Source organism: Nostoc sp. C052 (assembly GCF_013393905.1).
Taxonomy (GTDB): domain Bacteria; phylum Cyanobacteriota; class Cyanobacteriia; order Cyanobacteriales; family Nostocaceae; genus Nostoc.
Genome location: NZ_CP040272.1, coordinates 4647203 through 4664639, shown reverse-complemented (window position 1 = coordinate 4664639; position 17437 = coordinate 4647203). Strand labels below are relative to the sequence as shown.

At 43.6% G+C, this 17437-nt stretch carries 17 protein-coding genes; 10 read left to right on the top strand and 7 right to left on the bottom strand.

The genetic code is table 11. The annotated features are described in order from the left end of the window. Positions 1-141: 141 nt before the first annotated feature. The 4 genes from FD723_RS19255 to FD723_RS19240 all read left to right on the top strand — a co-directional run bounded on the left by FD723_RS19255 (position 142) and on the right by FD723_RS19240 (position 3222). The gene (locus FD723_RS19255) at positions 142-330 is read left to right on the top strand and encodes a DUF2862 domain-containing protein (RefSeq protein ID WP_179066769.1); all 189 of its coding nucleotides are present in this window, start codon (positions 142-144) and stop codon (positions 328-330) included. A gap of 121 nt (positions 331-451) precedes the next feature. Continuing rightward, positions 452-1552 carry an ArsA family ATPase gene (locus FD723_RS19250; protein WP_179066768.1) on the top strand — a complete coding sequence of 367 codons (1101 nt, stop codon included), beginning with the start codon at positions 452-454 and terminating at the stop codon, positions 1550-1552. 250 nt (positions 1553-1802) lie between these two features. Next, positions 1803-2849 carry a chlorophyll synthase ChlG gene (gene chlG, locus FD723_RS19245; protein ID WP_179066767.1) on the top strand — a complete coding sequence of 349 codons (1047 nt, stop codon included), beginning with the start codon at positions 1803-1805 and terminating at the stop codon, positions 2847-2849. A gap of 85 nt (positions 2850-2934) precedes the next feature. Then, complete coding sequence (locus FD723_RS19240) at positions 2935-3222, top strand: hypothetical protein (RefSeq protein ID WP_179066766.1); 288 nt, start codon at positions 2935-2937, stop codon at positions 3220-3222. A gap of 244 nt (positions 3223-3466) precedes the next feature. Here the strand turns inward: FD723_RS19240 and FD723_RS19235 are convergent, their stop codons facing one another. The 4 genes from FD723_RS19235 to FD723_RS19220 form a co-directional block, all read right to left on the bottom strand. Further along, a complete protein-coding gene (locus FD723_RS19235; RefSeq protein WP_179066765.1) occupies positions 3467-4423 on the bottom strand; it encodes an alcohol dehydrogenase catalytic domain-containing protein in 957 nt (318 codons plus the stop codon). 40 nt (positions 4424-4463) lie between these two features. Next, positions 4464-5036 (bottom strand): hypothetical protein, encoded by a 573-nt coding sequence (locus FD723_RS19230; protein ID WP_179066764.1) that lies wholly within the window; start codon positions 5034-5036, stop codon positions 4464-4466. A 178-nt stretch (positions 5037-5214) separates the two neighbouring features. Then, positions 5215-6021 (bottom strand): inositol monophosphatase family protein, encoded by an 807-nt coding sequence (locus FD723_RS19225; protein WP_179066763.1) that lies wholly within the window; start codon positions 6019-6021, stop codon positions 5215-5217. A 70-nt stretch (positions 6022-6091) separates the two neighbouring features. After that, positions 6092-7525: a BCD family MFS transporter gene (locus tag FD723_RS19220; protein WP_179066762.1), complete on the bottom strand. Its 1434-nt coding sequence runs from the start codon at positions 7523-7525 to the stop codon at positions 6092-6094. A gap of 237 nt (positions 7526-7762) precedes the next feature. Between FD723_RS19220 and FD723_RS19215 the strand changes: the two genes are divergently transcribed. The 4 genes from FD723_RS19215 to FD723_RS19200 all read left to right on the top strand — a co-directional run bounded on the left by FD723_RS19215 (position 7763) and on the right by FD723_RS19200 (position 10848). After that, positions 7763-8560: an Rpn family recombination-promoting nuclease/putative transposase gene (locus tag FD723_RS19215; RefSeq protein ID WP_179066761.1), complete on the top strand. Its 798-nt coding sequence runs from the start codon at positions 7763-7765 to the stop codon at positions 8558-8560. 248 nt (positions 8561-8808) lie between these two features. Next, positions 8809-9159, top strand: a complete 351-nt coding sequence (locus FD723_RS19210; protein ID WP_179066760.1) for a hypothetical protein — start codon at positions 8809-8811, stop codon at positions 9157-9159. Positions 9160-9416: 257 nt separating this feature from the next. Further along, a complete protein-coding gene (locus tag FD723_RS19205) occupies positions 9417-9641 on the top strand; it encodes a hypothetical protein (protein ID WP_179066759.1) in 225 nt (74 codons plus the stop codon). A gap of 259 nt (positions 9642-9900) precedes the next feature. Then, entirely contained in the window at positions 9901-10848 is a 948-nt protein-coding gene (locus FD723_RS19200; protein WP_179066758.1) for an aldo/keto reductase, read from the top strand. A 282-nt stretch (positions 10849-11130) separates the two neighbouring features. On the opposite strand, the gene FD723_RS19195 is transcribed toward FD723_RS19200, so the two are convergent. Both FD723_RS19195 and rimO read right to left on the bottom strand, forming a co-directional pair. Continuing rightward, the gene (locus tag FD723_RS19195) at positions 11131-12663 is read right to left on the bottom strand and encodes a DEAD/DEAH box helicase (protein ID WP_179066757.1); all 1533 of its coding nucleotides are present in this window, start codon (positions 12661-12663) and stop codon (positions 11131-11133) included. Between the two features lie 282 nt (positions 12664-12945). Further along, positions 12946-14265 carry a 30S ribosomal protein S12 methylthiotransferase RimO gene (gene rimO, locus FD723_RS19190; protein WP_094352114.1) on the bottom strand — a complete coding sequence of 440 codons (1320 nt, stop codon included), beginning with the start codon at positions 14263-14265 and terminating at the stop codon, positions 12946-12948. A gap of 757 nt (positions 14266-15022) precedes the next feature. Here rimO and btpA point away from each other — a divergent pair. Beyond that, entirely contained in the window at positions 15023-15871 is an 849-nt protein-coding gene (btpA, locus tag FD723_RS19185) for a photosystem I biogenesis protein BtpA (RefSeq protein ID WP_179066756.1), read from the top strand. Positions 15872-15970: 99 nt separating this feature from the next. Next, positions 15971-16954 (top strand): vitamin K epoxide reductase family protein, encoded by a 984-nt coding sequence (locus FD723_RS19180; RefSeq protein WP_179066755.1) that lies wholly within the window; start codon positions 15971-15973, stop codon positions 16952-16954. A gap of 322 nt (positions 16955-17276) precedes the next feature. On the opposite strand, the gene FD723_RS19175 is transcribed toward FD723_RS19180, so the two are convergent. After that, entirely contained in the window at positions 17277-17429 is a 153-nt protein-coding gene (locus FD723_RS19175; RefSeq protein ID WP_179066754.1) for a hypothetical protein, read from the bottom strand. Positions 17430-17437 lie beyond the last annotated feature (8 nt).

Sequence of the window (17437 nt, the reverse complement as noted above, 5' to 3'; positions counted from 1 at the left end):
TGTTATAACCATCACTGAACCTCATAAGTCATTAGTCATTTACTATTCTCCCTCATCTTCCTCATCCCCCACTGAATTTATGAGAGCAGAGTCACGGATTCCGCTACACTGAGACTTGGTTTATCTGAATTGTAATCAGGCATGGAAATCGGACAAAAGGTTAAGGTCTATCGTTTGCGCGATCGCGTTTCTCCCCCAATTGTAAAAAAACTCGGACAAGTGGGTATCATCCAGGGCTACAAAGTCATTGATGGTGGAATCGGTGTAGTGGTACTGTTTGACGATAATTCTTCCACTTGGTTTTTTGAAGATGAAATCAAAGCTGTGTAGTAGTTAAAGAACTCAGATCCGAGTTTTTCTTGGTATCTGAAATTTCTAGCACAGGTTGAGAGTCTTTGTTGAGTGCTAAGTTGGAGTTGAAAAGATCGGCGGTGAAAATAGGAATCAACTAATGGCTCTAATATTGACATTTTTGGGCAAAGGCGGCACCGCTCGTACCAAAATTGCGATCGCCGCCGCCAAATTATTGGCAAGTCAAGGCAAGCGCGTACTCTTAGTAGGACAAGCAGAACCAACATTGCAAATCCTACTGGGAACTCCCATTGCTGCCGATCCCCAGGAAATCGCTCCCAATTTGCAAGTAGTCCAGTTTCAAGCATCTGTACTACTAGAACACAATTGGGACGAAGTGAAGAAACTTGAGGCGCAATATCTCCGCACACCCATCTTCAAAGACGTTTTTGGTCAAGAACTGGTAGTATTGCCGGGGATGGACAACGCCCTGGCACTGAATGCTATCCGCGAATATGATGCCAGTGGCAAATATGATGCGATCGTCTACGATGGCACGGGTGACTCTTTAACTTTACGAATGTTGGGTTTGCCAGAATCCCTCAGTTGGTATGTTCGGCGATTTCGGCAATTATTTGTCAACTCCGATTTGGGTAAGACGATTACTGAATCACCCTTGATTCAACCCCTGATTAGCAGTTTTTTCAATATCAACTGGACAGCAGATAACTTTGCCGCTCCCACTAACCAAGTCAATAATTTCTTAGAAAAGGGTAGAGCCGCTCTGGCAGATCCCAAGCGTCTCGTTGCTTTCTTAGTGACTACAGGAGATCCAATTGAGGTCGCAAATGCTCGTTATTTATGGGGTAGCGCTCAACAAATCGGTTTAACTGTTGGTGGTGTTCTGCTTGTGTCTAACGGGACAAATGTCAACCTGTCAGAGGAATTTATACCCCTACCTGTGAGCGTCGTTCCCAACTCGTCCACGGGTGATTGGCAACCACTGATAGACGCTCTACCCAACTTTGAAGCACAAGCTTTACAGGCTCCCAAACCGATTGAAATAGACATCCACAATCGTCAAGTACGCTTATTCTTACCAGGATTTGACAAAAAGCAGGTCAAACTTACCCAATATGGGCCAGAAGTCACCGTAGAAGCCGGAGATCAGCGACGCAATATTCCCTTACCACCGGCTCTGAGTGGTAGACCCGTTGCTGGAGCAAAGTTTCAGAATAATTATTTGATAATTTCGTTTTAAGTTATGGGACTGGGGACTAGGGACTGGGGAAGAAGCAAGGGAGCAGGGGAGACAAGTTTTTCCGCTCTGCACCCCGCCCCTCTACCTCTTTTCAATGCTCAATGCCCCTCAAGAGTGCTGAGTAATGAGTGAGAAATCCATTTTTTTACTCAGCACTTGGAACGGGCTAAACGCCCCGCTTCCGTTAACGGAACTGTTTTGCCCAATGCCCTATTCCCAATTCCCAATGCCCTATTAATCAGTAAATTTTATGTCAGAATCAACTCCCATTACCCCAGACCCTAACCCGTCTGAAGTACTAGAATCAGTGGCAATTAATCCTAGTGAGCAAGCAATAACAACGAGCGATCGCAGTGCGAAAACTAGGCAGATGTTGGGGATGAAAGGTGCATCTACTGGGGAAACTTCAATCTGGAAAATTCGTTTACAGCTAATGAAGCCCATCACCTGGATTCCCCTAATTTGGGGCGTAGTCTGTGGTGCGGCTTCTTCTGGTAACTATACTTGGACGCTGGAAAATGTGTTGAAGGTCGCAGCCTGTATGTTACTGGCTGGGCCATTGATGACAGGTTACACCCAAATTCTCAATGATTACTACGATCGCGAAATCGATGCCATCAATGAACCCTATCGCCCTATCCCCTCTGGGGCAATTCCCCTACCCCAGGTAATTATTCAGATTTGGGTATTACTGATTGCTGGCTATGGTTTGGCATTTGTGCTGGATGTGTGGGTAGGTCATGAATTTCCGACAATTACAGCGATCGCGATTATCGGTTCTTTCATCGCCTACATTTATTCTGCACCTCCCCTGAAACTCAAACAAAACGGCTGGCTAGGTAGCTACGCCTTGGGTGCAAGCTATATAACTCTACCTTGGTCTACAGGACACGCTTTGTTTGGCGAACTGAATTCTACAATTGTGATTTTGACAATGTTCTACAGCTTGGCTGGATTGGGCATTGCCATTGTTAATGATTTTAAGAGTGTAGAAGGCGATCGCCAGTTAGGATTAAATTCACTACCTGTAATGTTTGGCATCACCACCGCATCTTGGATTTGTGTAGTGACGATTGATGTCTTTCAGGGATTGATTGCAGCCTATCTCGTCAGCATCCATGAGAATTTGTATGCAGCAATACTAGTACTCTTAATCATCCCGCAAATCACCTTGCAGGATATGTATTTCTTGCGCGACCCAGTGAAGAATGATGTTAAGTATCAAGCCAGCGCCCAACCTTTCCTGGTTCTAGGAATGCTTGTCACTGGTTTAGCCTTGGGTCATGCTGGCGTTTAACTTATACTTCTGATAAGTGAGAAGTTAGGAATTAGGAGTTAGGAGGTAATATACTTTTAATTCCTAATTTGTATCAGGACATACCGTGTTTAAACTGATATTTTTCCTCATTAATGGGATTCAACCTTTGTTAGTCCCAATTTGCTTTGTTGTTGCTTGGACTGTAATTATTCTCCTTGTTTTAAGTCTTTGCGCGGCAGCACGAGATAGTCTGACTACAGCCAAGCAAATGCATCAAATTCCCTGTACTGGGTGCCAATTTTTTACCGATAATTACCGTCTTAAATGTACTGTCCGCCCATCTATTGCCAACACAGAAGAAGCGATCGATTGTTCTGACTATCAACCGAAGACGAATCCTTATCTGTATTAGGGGGTGGGATTGGGGACAAGGGGGACAAGAGAGACAACAATACTTGTCGGGTTTTGGGGAAAAGGGGAAGGTGGGGTCCCGTCTGGGGATAAGGGACGGGTTAAAGGGGAAAGAAAAAACCTTTAACCTTTACCCTTTAACCTTTTCCCAAAATCAAATTCCGAGTTGAAAATGCAAAACCCGAGCAGTATTGAGAGAGACAAGGAAGACAAGGGAGACAAGGAGAATACCTAATGCCCAATGACTAATGACTAATCTCTAACAATATCTTCAAAACACCGCGACTCTGAGCGTGTTCAAAAGCCGCAAGCCCTTCAACGAGAGGATAGGTGGCATGAATTAGGGGTTGTACATCAACTTGTCCTGTGGCTAGTAGCTGGAGGGCTGGGGCGAAGGGGCCACAACGAGAGCCGATGAGGGTGATTTCATCCACTACTAAAGAAGAGACATCTAGGCTGAGATTGCCAGCATAAGTACTTTTGAGTACAAGCGTACCACGGGGACGTAGGGCGCGACGAGCGATCGCAAATCCTTCTGGGTTGCCAGTACATTCTACTGAGATATCGAAATATCCATCTGTAACAGCGTCGGCTAGACTCGTTTTTATCCCTCGTGCTTCTAAGTTAGCCAGTTTTTCTCGATGACGCCCCACAGCTAAAAGTTCACAGCCAGTTAAAGCTAGTGTTTGGGCTACTAACTGCCCTAGTTTGCCATCTCCAACCACTAGCACCCGATCATTTGGACGCAATTGTACTTGCTGCTGAATTTCTAAAGCTGCTGCTATCGGTTCTGTAAATGTTGCTACTTCTGTTGGCACATTATCAGGTACGGGATGCAGATTCTCTATCGGCAAACAGAGATATTCGCCAAAAGCGCCGTTGCGGTTGACAATGCCCAGAACTGTACGATTTTCGCAGTGAGTTGGTTGTCCGCTGCGACAAAACCGACAATGCCCACATACAGCATTGATTTCTCCAACTACGCGTTGATTAACTAAGTGTTCTGGCCCTTGTTCGACAACCCCGACAAATTCATGCCCCAAAATACCAGTGTAGGGATAGTAGCCTCGAAGTAGTTCCAAGTCAGTGTTACAAATACCCGCACGCAAGACGCGTACCAAGGCTTCTCCCGGTGGTGGTTCAGGAATGGAAATATCCGTGCGTAGTTGCAACTGGTTATTTTCAAGCCAAAGTCCTTTCATTTTTCTTCACGTCCTTTGCCTAATTATCAATTTTGAATTGTTAAGTCTCTGTAGTCGGTAGTTCTTTAATTTTGGTTACATCAATTTTGCTTAACCAAGTAACCAAGTCTTCTGAGTCAAGTGCGATCTCGCTTCCTAACGTTTTGATATAAAGAAGTCCATCGCTAATAATTAAATCTCTAATTGGATACCATGAATCTCGTGTTCTAATCAGCAGTTCTAATGGAATACCTGGTCTAGAAGTATACTTGCGATATTTCCACCAAGCTCGCCATAGAAGTACAGATTTAGTACAGTGCATCTGATAACCTTTGGGAACTTCGGAGTATTGATACTGATAGAAACCTCGACTATCTACTTCTCCTTTGAGGAGATAACTATATTCTGCTAATACCTGATTTATCAATTCCCACTGGGTTGATTTTGGAGAAATCGAGAATTCAGGTAGGGTGTTGGATAGTTGGGCGATCGCAATTACGCCTTCAGATTTCGCTGTCAGTTGGTTGGTTTTATAAACTGTTTGCGCTGTCAAAGCAGGATTTGACAACAAAACGTCTTTTTTCTGAATAGAGTTTTGCACAAACTCTCGAATTAAATCTAGATTAGACAACATATAAATTTTTTATACTAAATTAACCAGTGTGATGAAAGACACAACACTACTTAAATTAATAACTACACTGGTTTTACACTTAAATCAGGATTATTACCAGCTTTATTTATACTAGATTCTTTGTTTGATTAGGGTCTTGTTAAGTTTAATATTGATATTCCAGATACCAAGCAGCGAATTAAATTTTTACGCCTTCGAGAAAAGGTTGAAATACTGGAACTAATTCAGGACGACTGACAACAAGGGTGGGAAAGGAGCGATCGCTATAATCTTCTCCTGGTGACAATGGAAAGGGTTCTGATTTGAGTGATGACCATACCCCACCAGCAGCTTGGACAATTACCCAAGCCCCGGCTATATCCCAAACTTTTGGTGTCGCCTCAATTCCACCGAGAGTAGCCCCTGTGGCAACCGTTAAAAAGTTATAGCTAGCTACACCCAACATCCGAATTTTGCAGGGAAAGCCGTTTTGAATAACTGCGGTGCTACGAGAACAGAGGTTAAAAAAGTGATTATTGCTGGGACTATCTATACTAGTGTGGATGGGATGGTGGTTGAGAAATGCTCCTGTAGGTGTTGCTAAACCAGATGAACCTGCCCAGAAACCATGAAAAGCTTGATTCAGAGTTGGTGCGTAAACATACCCAAAAATGGGTGTACCTCGATACAGTAAACCCAGAGATATTGTCCAGATGGGAATACCGCGTGTAAAGTTGGTTGTACCATCTAGAGGGTCAATTACCCAGCACCACTCAGTACCGGGAAATGACTGATCGCTCTCTTCGCTTAAAATGCCGTAACCAGAAAAATTAGAAGCGATCCCATCCCGAATTTCCCGATCTGCCCATTTATCTGCTTGCGTCACCAAACTACCATCAGCTTTTTGGTCAGCCTGTACTTGCCCAAAATCTTGCATTAGCTGCTTGCCCACTCTGGTAGTGGTAGTTTGGGCAAAATCAAGAATTGTTGTCCAAAAATCATTCATTGGTTATTTGTCATTTGTCATTTGTCATTGGTCATTGGTCATTTGTCCCATGCCCAATGCCCAATACAGTTTAGTCTAAATCGCTTTCTAAAACTGAAGCGATGGCCAGCTTTGTACTTGTTTGAAATTCTGTGACGTTCACCCGATTCAGAAACCAAATCGATAGCACCATTCCCACAGCTTCTAGAACGAATACCAGTCCATAAGCTAACTCTAGACTGGGTAACAGCCTGCGTCCAATATCCAAAACTGTACCTCCAATTACCACTGCGATTCCTCTAGAAAGGGACTGCGCTAATCCCCATGCCCCAATAAACGTACCTGCGGCTTCTGCTGCGGTCAGATCCAACATCAAGCTAATTGCTGCTGTAGTTAAGAAACCTGCGGCTAAACCGAAAAAGAACAAACCTAATTTCAGAACCGCTGCGTTAGCTGTGAATCCTGAGATACCTAGCAAAATTGCACAGAATGCCACCAACATACAGCCTAGACGTGCAGTTCTGCGCTTACCCAAACGCGGAACAATATAAAAGCCGGTAACGCCGTAGGCAATCAGTAGACCCGTTCCATAAAAAATATTTAATTTGGTACTTTCCGCTAAGGGCATTTTAAACACTTGACCCGCATAAGGTTCCAAAACTGGGTCTTGCATAAACAAACTGATAGTCATCACCAATAAAAAGGTGAAAAATACACCTGTCTGTGGGCTAGCTGTCAATATTTTCCAAGCATTACCTAGAGTAATACTGTCTTCCCGGTTCACCAATGTGGAACGGGTTGAGTATTGGGAGTACTTTTTTTCTACGCCGAATGTGGCTGCGATCGCTAAACCAAATACAATTGCTGGGACGATAAAAAACAATCTGTTGATTGCTGGCTCTAAGGTTGCGATGGAAGCGCCTAATGTTAATGGCTGTAGTAACTTGGCACTAATAATCGCCCCAACGATAATTCCCACCATTAGCATCGACCAAACCACACCGACTACTTTGGAACGGTTATCTTCTTCAGATATATCCACTAACAAAGCAGCAAAAGCAGTACCGCTAGCACAAATTCCTAGACCGTAGACAGCGAAAACTAAAGCCAAAAGTGCTGTCCAGCCGATTGTTTGGGTTGTCCATACCCAAGTACCTGAACTATTTCCAGCTATATTAAGCTGCCAGATTACTTGTATAGCTAAAAAGGCTGCGATCGCAAATATTGCCGCACCCACCCAAACATAAGCTGTGCGGTGATATCCCCATAAAGGCTTGGCATCGGAAATCTGGCCAAACCAGACACGCGAAGGAGCAACAAATAAGGGCAGTGCTAGAACTACTGATACCAGCGTCGCCGGAATTGCTATTTCTTGAATCATGACTCTATTGAGTACGCCCAAAGTCAAGATAGACATCATACTCAACCCCATCTGAAATAAACCTAGCCGAAACATGGTCAGCAGATTTACCCTTGGCAGAGATGGGGATTTTGTTTTGGTATCAAATACTTCACCGCTTGCCATAGCTACTTTTTCGTATACTTTATAGGATTTAATCTCTCTCTTTAAATAAAGATAAACCCTACTCGCTTCAAATCAGCGAACGAAAAGTTGAAGTTGCGAATTGGCAAGCAATTATACACCACCTCAATTAGGGTATGCTTCAGCCAAGTTAGGGTTAATTTTTAGAACTTGGTTGTAATCTGCGATGTCTACGACGGGCTACGCCTACGCATAACGAGAGAATTTTAGGATGAAATAGTGAAACGAGACTCCATTTACTATCAAATTTTTAAGCGCTTTCCTGGGTTACTCTTTGAACTGATTGATGTCCCTCCTCCTCAAGCACAAAACTATCGATTTGAATCACTTGAAGTCAAAGAAACGGCTTTCCGCATCGATGGTGTGTTTTTACCTCCAGAGGGTGCAACATCCAGAGTTATCTTTTTTGCTGAAGTTCAATTCCAAAGAAATGAAGCTCTCTATCATCGGTTCTTTACCGAGTCGCTGATGTACCTGAACCGGAATCGTTCTCAGTACGATGACTGGTTCTGTGTGGTAATTTTTTCATCACGCTCTTTGGAACCAAGCGATCAAAAAACTCATCGAATATTTCTGAACAGCGACCAAGTGCAGCGAATCTATTTAGATGAGTTAGGCGCGACTAATCAGCAGCCAATAGGCATCAACTTGATGCAGTTGACTCTAGCATCGGATGAAGTGATGGCAGAGCAAGCAAAGCAATTGATTGAGCGGGTAAAATTAGAGTCAACAGACATGCTGCCGAAAAACGAAATACTAGACATCATCACCACAATCGTCGTTTATAAGTTTTCTTCATTGAGTAGAGAGGAAGTTGAAGCTATGCTGGGATTGACTTTGGAGCAAACAAGGGTTTATCAGGAAGCGAAAGCCGAAGGTCGAGAAGAACGGGAAGCTGAAATGTTGAAACTTACCGTCCCTCTGTTACTAAAAACAGGGATGAGTGTGGAGCAGATTGCTCAACACCTCAATGTTGATATAGAAGCTGTCCAGCTTGCCACACAACAAAATACATAGAATAGGCATTTTATGTCTGTTGTCATATTTTGGCAAAATGAGGAGAGCTTGATTAAAATCCTCAATTGTCCTTTTATGGTTTCCAGAGCGATCGCCTCAAGACCGCAAATTGTAAAAAAGCTTTAAAAAAGACTAAAGTCAGAAACTTTAGCGCTGCATTTCTTATCAATAGTAGGCAAAGTCCAGCAATATCAAAGGTTGTGATAGCCTCTTAAATGTAAATACTATTTTAAATTCTGACAAGTACATTGATTTCTAAGGCTTTTATCCAAGAACAAGGTAATGGAAGGCTTCGATATGAGGAGCAACTTGTCACTGAAGAATTCAGAGCCAGAGGCTTACAAGTTACTTTTTATACTGATAAACGTATCCACCGAAGACAACTTGCACTTGATAATGAATCTTTAGTTGTTGGCAATATGCAATGTGTTTTAGGTGCAATAAAACAGCTTGGTATTCCAGAACCAAAGCCTAACGATTATCCCGCTTCACTTAAGAATTTCATGCACCGTCGTACATGGACATCCACACACTTAATGAATCAACTGTTGAGTGGGTTGATTTTGGTCAATTTCATCGTGACTGGCAATATAATCTAGGCCCATTCAAATTTGATCGTAAGCAATATGTATCTGAATTGTACAGACACAGCTAATAAGGCAATGAATCAGACAATGATGATACGCTATAAAAATAAAAAATCTTTAACTTGAAGAGACGCAATCAAGACACATAAAAATATCAATATTAAAATGTGGTTTTAACTACGCTATTACATTGAATTAGTAAGATAAAATTGCCGTATGTATGTCATCAAAATACTTACCTTCATCTAGTAACCAAAAAGGCATAAGCAATGAGTAAAGAACCAGTCAAGGTAATATTATGGGAAGAAAATCAAAAAGATTTTCTCAAAAAATTCTACGATCTTCAATTTACTCCCAGAGTAGGGGAGGAAGTTTACCTAAAAAAGGAAAGATGGAAAGTAACCAGAGTTGAGCATGATGTAGAAATTAGTGAGATTAATGTCTACATGGAATTAATCAAAAAACCCAAGCAGGATAAATCATCTAATTCTTAAATACAAGTAAATACACTCAACTATAGCAATCCTATTTGATTTGTGAGAATTGCAACCCGTAGATCCCCGACTTCGTAAAAGTTGTCGGGGATCTTGTTTATGCGCGTTTGATTCAGGTTTTAAATTTTTATGCAAGGCGCGATTTCTACGCCTACGCACAACAAGATTTGCCAGCCAAGTGGTGACGATCGCACCCAATCTTGTCTATAACGATACACTATAAAAGTAAAGAAATGTAAATAAACTATATTTTGCAACCGTGGAAAACATCACATTGGGGCAAAATGGCCCATCTGTTACGCCCTTGTGCATCGGCACTTGGGCTTGGGGTGATAAACTATTTTGGAATTATGGCGATCGCTACGGTCCAGAACAGTTACAAGAAGCCTTTACCGCAGCCTTAGAAGCTGGTATTACCTTCTTTGATACTGCCGAAGTCTACGGAATGGGACTATCAGAGAAATTTTTGGGACAATTTCTGCAACAGACACAACAATCTGTACAAATCGCTACAAAATTTGGCCCCCTACCGTGGCGATTTACAGCCCAATCCGTCTCGGATGCTTTAACAGCCAGCCTCAAACGTTTGCAATTAGAGCGAATCGCCCTGTATCAAGTGCATTGGCCTTTTGCCTTCTTTTTAAGTCAAGAAACTTTGATGAATGCCCTAGCGGATGAAGTGAAGCGTGGCAGAATTGCCGCAGTTGGTGTAAGTAATTACTCAGCAGAGCAAATGCGAGACGCGCATCAAATATTGGCAGCCCGTGGAGTACCTTTGGCTGTCAACCAAGTACGCTATTCTTTACTCAGTCGCCAAGTTGAAAGCCAAGGCATTATCACAACTGCGCGTGAGTTGGGCGTGGCTATCTTAGCATATAGTCCTTTAGCACAAGGATTGCTCACTGGCAAGTACAGTATTGATAGTACTGAAATCCCCACTGGTGCGAGAAAAATAGACCCGCGATTTAAGAAAGAAGGACTGCAAAAAATTGCCCCAGTTATATCTTTGCTACGTAACTTCGGGGAAAAATACGATCGCACTCCTGCCCAAGTTGCTCTCAACTGGTTAATTGCTCAGGGGAACGTTATTCCCATTGCTGGGGTGAAGACAGCTGAACAGGTGCGGCAAAATGCTGGCGCTTTGGGCTGGAAATTGAGCGACGATGAAATTGGAGAATTAGAACTAGTTAGTCGTCCTTGGCTGTAGAGACGTTGCAATGCAAGGTCTCTACTCAAACACAGGAGGCCAAATTTCTGACACTACTAGCTCCAACCTGGTAATAAGTCTGGTAGTGTCAGTTTGTCGTTATCGTACAAAGTTATTGGTTCTTGGTTGAGCCGATAAACCCACCCAAAAAGCCAAAAAGTCAAGAGCCAAAGTCAAAATCCTGACTCCTAACTCTCAACTCTCCAATTTCAGGTTTGGATTTTGGATTGAAGAAAAAACCTCAAATCTAAAATCCAAAATTGATTAACTTCTAACTGTTGACTAAGAAGCTGATTCTCTAGCTGTCGGTGAACCTATCTTTTTACTAGGAGATGCAGAAGACTCGTGCCCACTTGTCCGCAGTTTTGGCTTGGGAGAAGAATGTCTTTCGTCTCCATTGCTGCTATCTGATTTCCATGCAGAACGGGGGCGATCGCTAGAAGAAGATTCACGACGCTTACCGAGTCTTGGTTTGGGAGCGGAAGATTCTTCTTGGGGAATTTCCACGTCTGAACTCAACCAAGCAGGACGAGTTTGATCGTAAGCAATTTGCAATGCAGCTGCGGCGATCGCTTGAGCATCGTATTCTTCAATCAGTTCGCTGACAATTGGCAAGAATGAAGCCAAACGCTCGCCTGTCAAAGCTTCCCGCACCAGTTCTTGCAATTTCAGAATGTGTTTTGCTTCAATCTGGGCGCGTGTGGGAATCGTCAGCACTTGCCAATTTTGGCGGTTATGACGTTCAAATGTTTGCTGTTTGCGCCGCTCAAATGGCTGTACTAGAGAAATTGCTGTTCCTTCTTTACCAGCACGACCAGTACGACCAATACGGTGGACGTAGGTTTCTACGCTATCGGGTAAGTCGTAGTTGATCACATGGGAGAGTTGATCGACATCTAACCCTCGTGCTGCAATGTCAGTTGCTACCACCCAGCGAACTTGACGGTTACGGAATCTGATTAATAAGCGTTCCCGTGCTTGTTGGGACAAGTCACCGTGATATTCATCAACGCTGTGACCAGCACCTTGTAACTGACTGGTGAGTTCGGCGGCGGTGCGTCTGGTGCGGACAAAGATTAAAGCTGTTTCTGGATCTTCCATTTCCAGAATTGGCTGTAAAGCTTTGGCTTTTGTCCAGTGGCGGGGGATCAGGTAAGCTACCTGATTAATCTTGTTGGGAGCGGCTTTTGGCTGCTCGACGGTGACAGTTGCAGGCGATCGCAAAAACTTGTTCACCAACATCCGAATCGATGGTGGCATTGTTGCCGAGAATAAAGCTGTTTGGCGATCTACGGGCGCTTGCGAGAGGATTTTGATCACATCGTCGATAAAGCCCATGCTCAACATTTCATCAGCTTCATCCAACACAAACCACTTCACTTGATCGAGCTTTAAACAGCCGCGATCGAGCAAATCGATCACCCGTCCGGGAGTACCCACGACCATGTGAACGCCACGTTTGAGTTGTAACATTTGGCGGTCAATTGATTGTCCACCATAGATTGCTAACACCCGCAATCCTTCATTACCGATAAATTGGGCGATCGCATCGTGAACTTGCATCGCTAATTCACGGGTTGGTGTTAAAACTATGGCTTGTACGGCTCTTTGATTAATATCTAGCCGCTCTAGAATTGGCAGTGAGAATGCTGCCGTTTTGCCTGTTCCAGTTTGAGATTGACCGACTACATCACGACCGGCTAGCAATTGGGGAATTGCTTGCACTTGAATGTTAGTTGGTTCGGTAAAACCGATTTTTTCTAGTTGTTCGACACGCTCTTGGGAAATTCCTAATTCTTGAAATGAAAGAGTCATTAATTCGTCCTAAATTTTATGTAAGGATTTTTGGATTAGTCATTTAGTCATTAGTTATTAGTCATTAGTCATTAGTCATTAGTCATTAGTTATTGGCTAGTTAGTAAGCCTTGGGCGATAGCAAAGCCTCAAACTATTGGAGAAGCTATGCCCACGAGTGAGTCCCCGAACTTCAGGTAAACCCTCATGAAAACTGCCATTAATGCAGCGTCGATATTGGAATAAGGGTAAATCTGTAAGGGTCATTTAACAAAAGACAAAGGACAAAAGACAAAGGACAATTTAGTTATTGACTACCTGACCATAGAGGTCGTATGTATCAGCGTGGTGAATCGCTATTGGCACGATGGTTCCTAATTTTGCCTGGCCTTTGACATACACCAGACCATCAACCTCTGGGGAAAATCTACCTGAACGACCTATTAATTCACCACTTTCAGGATTTTCTTGCTCAATCAGGACATCGACGATTTTGCCTACTTCCTGTTGATTTTTCTTTTGGGAAATCGGTTGCTGGATTTCCATAAGTTGGTATCGCCGCTCGTCCATCACCAATTGGGGCAACTGATTTGGCAACTTGTAAGCTGGGGTTCCTTCCTCAGAGGAAAAGGTGAAGACACCAACATGATCGAATTCATGCCTTTGAACAAACTCTAATAAATGCTCAAAATGCTCGTTTGTTTCTCCTGGGAAACCAACAATAAATGTTGTCCGCAATACGGCTGTTGGTAGCGCCGTTTTGATGCGATCTATAATCCCATCATTTACGCGTCCTTGCCAAGGACGATTCATGGAGCGGAGAACATCTGGATGAGAATGCTGTAAGGGCAAATCCAGATAAGGCAAGACGTTGGGTGTTTCTTGAATCGCCGCGATCACATCTGGGGTCAGTCCCGTGGGATAAGCGTAGTGCATTCTGATCCACGGTATATCTACTTTCCCCAAAGCGCGAAGTAATTCGGCTAATTTTGGCTGACCGTAAATATCTAGACCGTAGTTAGTGGTGATTTGGGAAATTAAAATAATTTCCTTTACCCCTTGACTAACTAACTGCTCCGCTTCGGCGACTATAGATTCTATAGTACGCGATCGCTGGTTCCCTCGAAGATGAGGAATTATACAAAATGCACAACGATAATCACAACCTTCGGCAACTCGGAGGTAAGCAACGCCCTCTGTTGTAGTGCGATAGCGCGGTGTAGTTTCGTCGGCAATGTAGGTTGGCTCAATACTAACCTGTTTAACCCGCTCGCCAAGTTCAACACGCTCAATTACATTAACAATTTTGTGATAATCGCCGGTACCCACCACCGCTACTGCTTCCGGTAACTCTTCCAAAAGTTGCTCTTGGAAGTGTTGCGCCATACAGCCAGTAATTACGATTTTTTTGTTTGCCTCTGCCAGTTCTACCAATGTTCTGACAGATTCTTGCCGGGCCGCTTCAATAAAACTACAAGTATTAACAATAACGTAATCCGCTAACTCTTCGTTTGTATCTACACCGTAGCCTGCTTCTACGAGCAGTCCTAGCATGTGTTCTGTATCAATTCGGTTTTTCTCGCAGCCCAGATGAGAAATGGCAATTGTTGGCTTGTCACCCATATTTTGAAAATATCTTCATTTTTTTTCTTGCAGTCAAACATTTCAGCGCTTTTTTCGCTTTTTTCGCGATCGTTATCCCTCTAATAACAGCATCTTGGCAGATTCTCACTGTCAGTAAGTGTCCGTAGAATTATGACCCTATCAATAATAAGATAGAGGTCATGTTATGATATCTTTATCAATCTGTTCCCCAGGGTAAATTGAAGTGTCTTTGGGTACATTTGACACTTGTAATGTTTTTTAACAATTTGCTTATTGGTATTTTACATTACCGCAGCGTGCGCGTTGTTAACCTACCCATCGGGAAGCCGCCCAAAGGGCTTGTTGTGAGAAGTCGCTACCCTCAGGGAAATCGACGAAAGCGACTACGCCTATAAAGCAGTAATGCTAACCTGGCGATTGGCAAGTCCTACGACAGTGCGCGGACAAGATGCCTAAACCACGGAAAGCTGCCTTGCGTCTAGTGAGTGGCAAACTCCTCTTGTAGCCAGGTTTTATCTTAACATATCTTATGGGAGGTTTCACGCCAATTTCTATCTCAAGAAAGAAGCAGTAAGCCGACTATCATAAAACACATTTGACTAATTAATGGAAAGTCAAGAGTCAAGGGTCAAAAGGAGCCAGTCACGTGCGGGGTTTCCCCCGTTGAAGAGCCACACCCATAGAGAAGTTCTCTCTATTCAGGCAAGTGGCGTTGAACTGGCGTTCAATAGTCAAAAAATTCTGGACTCTGGACTCCGCGAGGCGGATTAAAGACGTGGACTTATATCAGATATTTAAAACTCGTTCCCCAATTATTGGCGTGGTTCACCTGCTACCACTGCCTACCTCACCCCGTTGGGGAGGTAGTTTAAAAGCGGTGATTGATCGTGCCGAACAAGAAGCCGCAGCCTTGGCAAGTGGAGGGGTTGACGGTCTGATTGTCGAGAATTTTTTCGACGCGCCGTTTACCAAAAACCAAGTCGATCCAGTGGTTGTGAGTGCCATGACCATTGTGGTGCAGCGCATACAGAATTTGGTGACTTTGCCGATAGGCTTAAATGTTTTGCGAAATGATGGCAAAAGCGCAATGGCGATCGCTAGCTCTGTACAGGCGCAATTTATCCGCGTCAACGTCCTTACTGGGGTGATGGCAACCGACCAAGGATTAATTGAGGGAGAAGCCCATCAACTACTCCGCTATCGACGGGAGTTGGGCTGTGATGTTAAAATCCTGGCCGATGTGTTGGTGAAACACGCCCGTCCTTTGAGTTCTCCAAATCTCACAGTCGCCGTGAAAGACACCATTGAAAGGGGTTTAGCAGACGGAGTGATTTTATCTGGTTGGGCTACTGGTAGTCCTCCTAACTTAGAAGATTTGGAACTAGCTTGTGGCGCAGCAAATGGCACGCCAGTGTTCATCGGGAGTGGGGCTAATTGGGAAAATATTGATACATTGATGCAGGCAGCAGATGGTGTGATAGTTTCCAGTTCCCTAAAACGTCACGGACGCATTGAGCAACCAATTGACCCAATTCGCGTCAGTCAATTCGTGGAAGCTGCTCGTCGCAATTGGAACTCTAAAAGTGAAAGCAAATCAGCAGAACAAGTGAAGTTACATTCTTAGGGAGTAGGGAATGGAGAGTAAGGGAGCAAGCGAATAATTTCTTATTACCCATTCCCCATTCCCCATTCCCCATTCCCCATTCCCCATTCCCCAATATTTATGATTCGCCGTCGTTCTACTCCTTGGATTCATAAATGGTCACGTCCATTGATTGCCGCGATCGCTGGATGTGGTGCTTTAATCACAGGTTATCTGACTATAGAAAAGTTAACCGGAGGCAGTGCCGCTTGTGTGGCACAGGCTGGTGTTAAGGGCTGTAATGATGTGCTTTCCAGCCCTTGGGCAACAGTTTTTGGTCAGCCATTAGCCTTGTTTGGGTTTTTGGCATACATCAGTATGGTGATATTTGCTTTAGCTCCCTTGGTATTGAACTCAGGAGAAAATAATAGCCGCAAACAATTGGAAAATTGGACGTGGTGGCTGCTGCTGGCAGGTGCGATCGCTATGTCTGTTTTTAGCGGCTACTTAATGTACGTGCTGGCATCTCAAATCAAAGCTATTTGTCCTTACTGTATTGGTTCAGCTTTATTCTCTCTGAGTCTTTTAGTACTGACCATTATCGGTCGGACTTGGGAAGATATTGGACAAATTTTTTTTACCGTCATTATTGTTGGGATGGTAACGCTGATTGGTACTTTAGGTGTCTATGCGGGTGTAAATAAATCAGAAGTTACGCCTGAAACTCCTGGACAACCCGTTAAAATTATCTTTAATTCCAAAGGAGATCCTAACCCGGCGTTCGGTTGGGAAGTTACAACTACTTCTGGTGAGGCAGAAATAGCCTTAGCACGACATCTGGCAAAGGTAGGCGCGAAGGAATACAGTGCTTATTGGTGTCCTCACTGCCATGAACAAAAGCTGCTTTTTGGTAAAGAAGCCCAGGAAATAATCAATAGTGATGTTAAGGTAGAGTGCGCGCCCGATGGACTCAAGGCTCAAACAGAACTGTGTAAAGCTGCGAAAATTGAAGGCTTCCCTACTTGGATCATCAATAATAAAAGTTATAGCGGAGTCCAAAACTTAGAGGAACTAGCAAAAGTTTCTGGTTACACAGGGCCTCGTAACTTCAAGTATTTCAAGTAATGGCGTTGAAGAAGCCTCAGCCGCAGTTCTCAATTTGGGAGCCTGCACCTACCTACTGGTATGGAGTAGTTCACACACCATAGTCAACTGGATAAATACAGAAAAATCTGTTTCCGGTTGGCTTTTTTGTTTTTGGTGATAGATAATAAGTGTTGTTCAATACCCTATTACCAATTTTCCTGCGGCTTTTATCCTCAAATACCTTGGGTTCAAGGAAATTAATCAAATATATTTACTTAAGTAGACTTATATTTTAGTTTTTTTCTACACTTGGGAGCCACATTGGGATGTAATCATGTCATTAGCGAAATAAACTAGGTGGTCAGGATGCCGCCATTGGTGTCAACTTAAGCTGAAACTTCTTTAAAACCTGATTTCCAGTCTCCGGCTGGAAATGTTGCTCCTGGCGAGCCGCTAGCAAGGGAGGCGGAGCTTTTAGAACGGCATTCCCAGTCGAAGACTGGGAACGAGACAATATCTAAG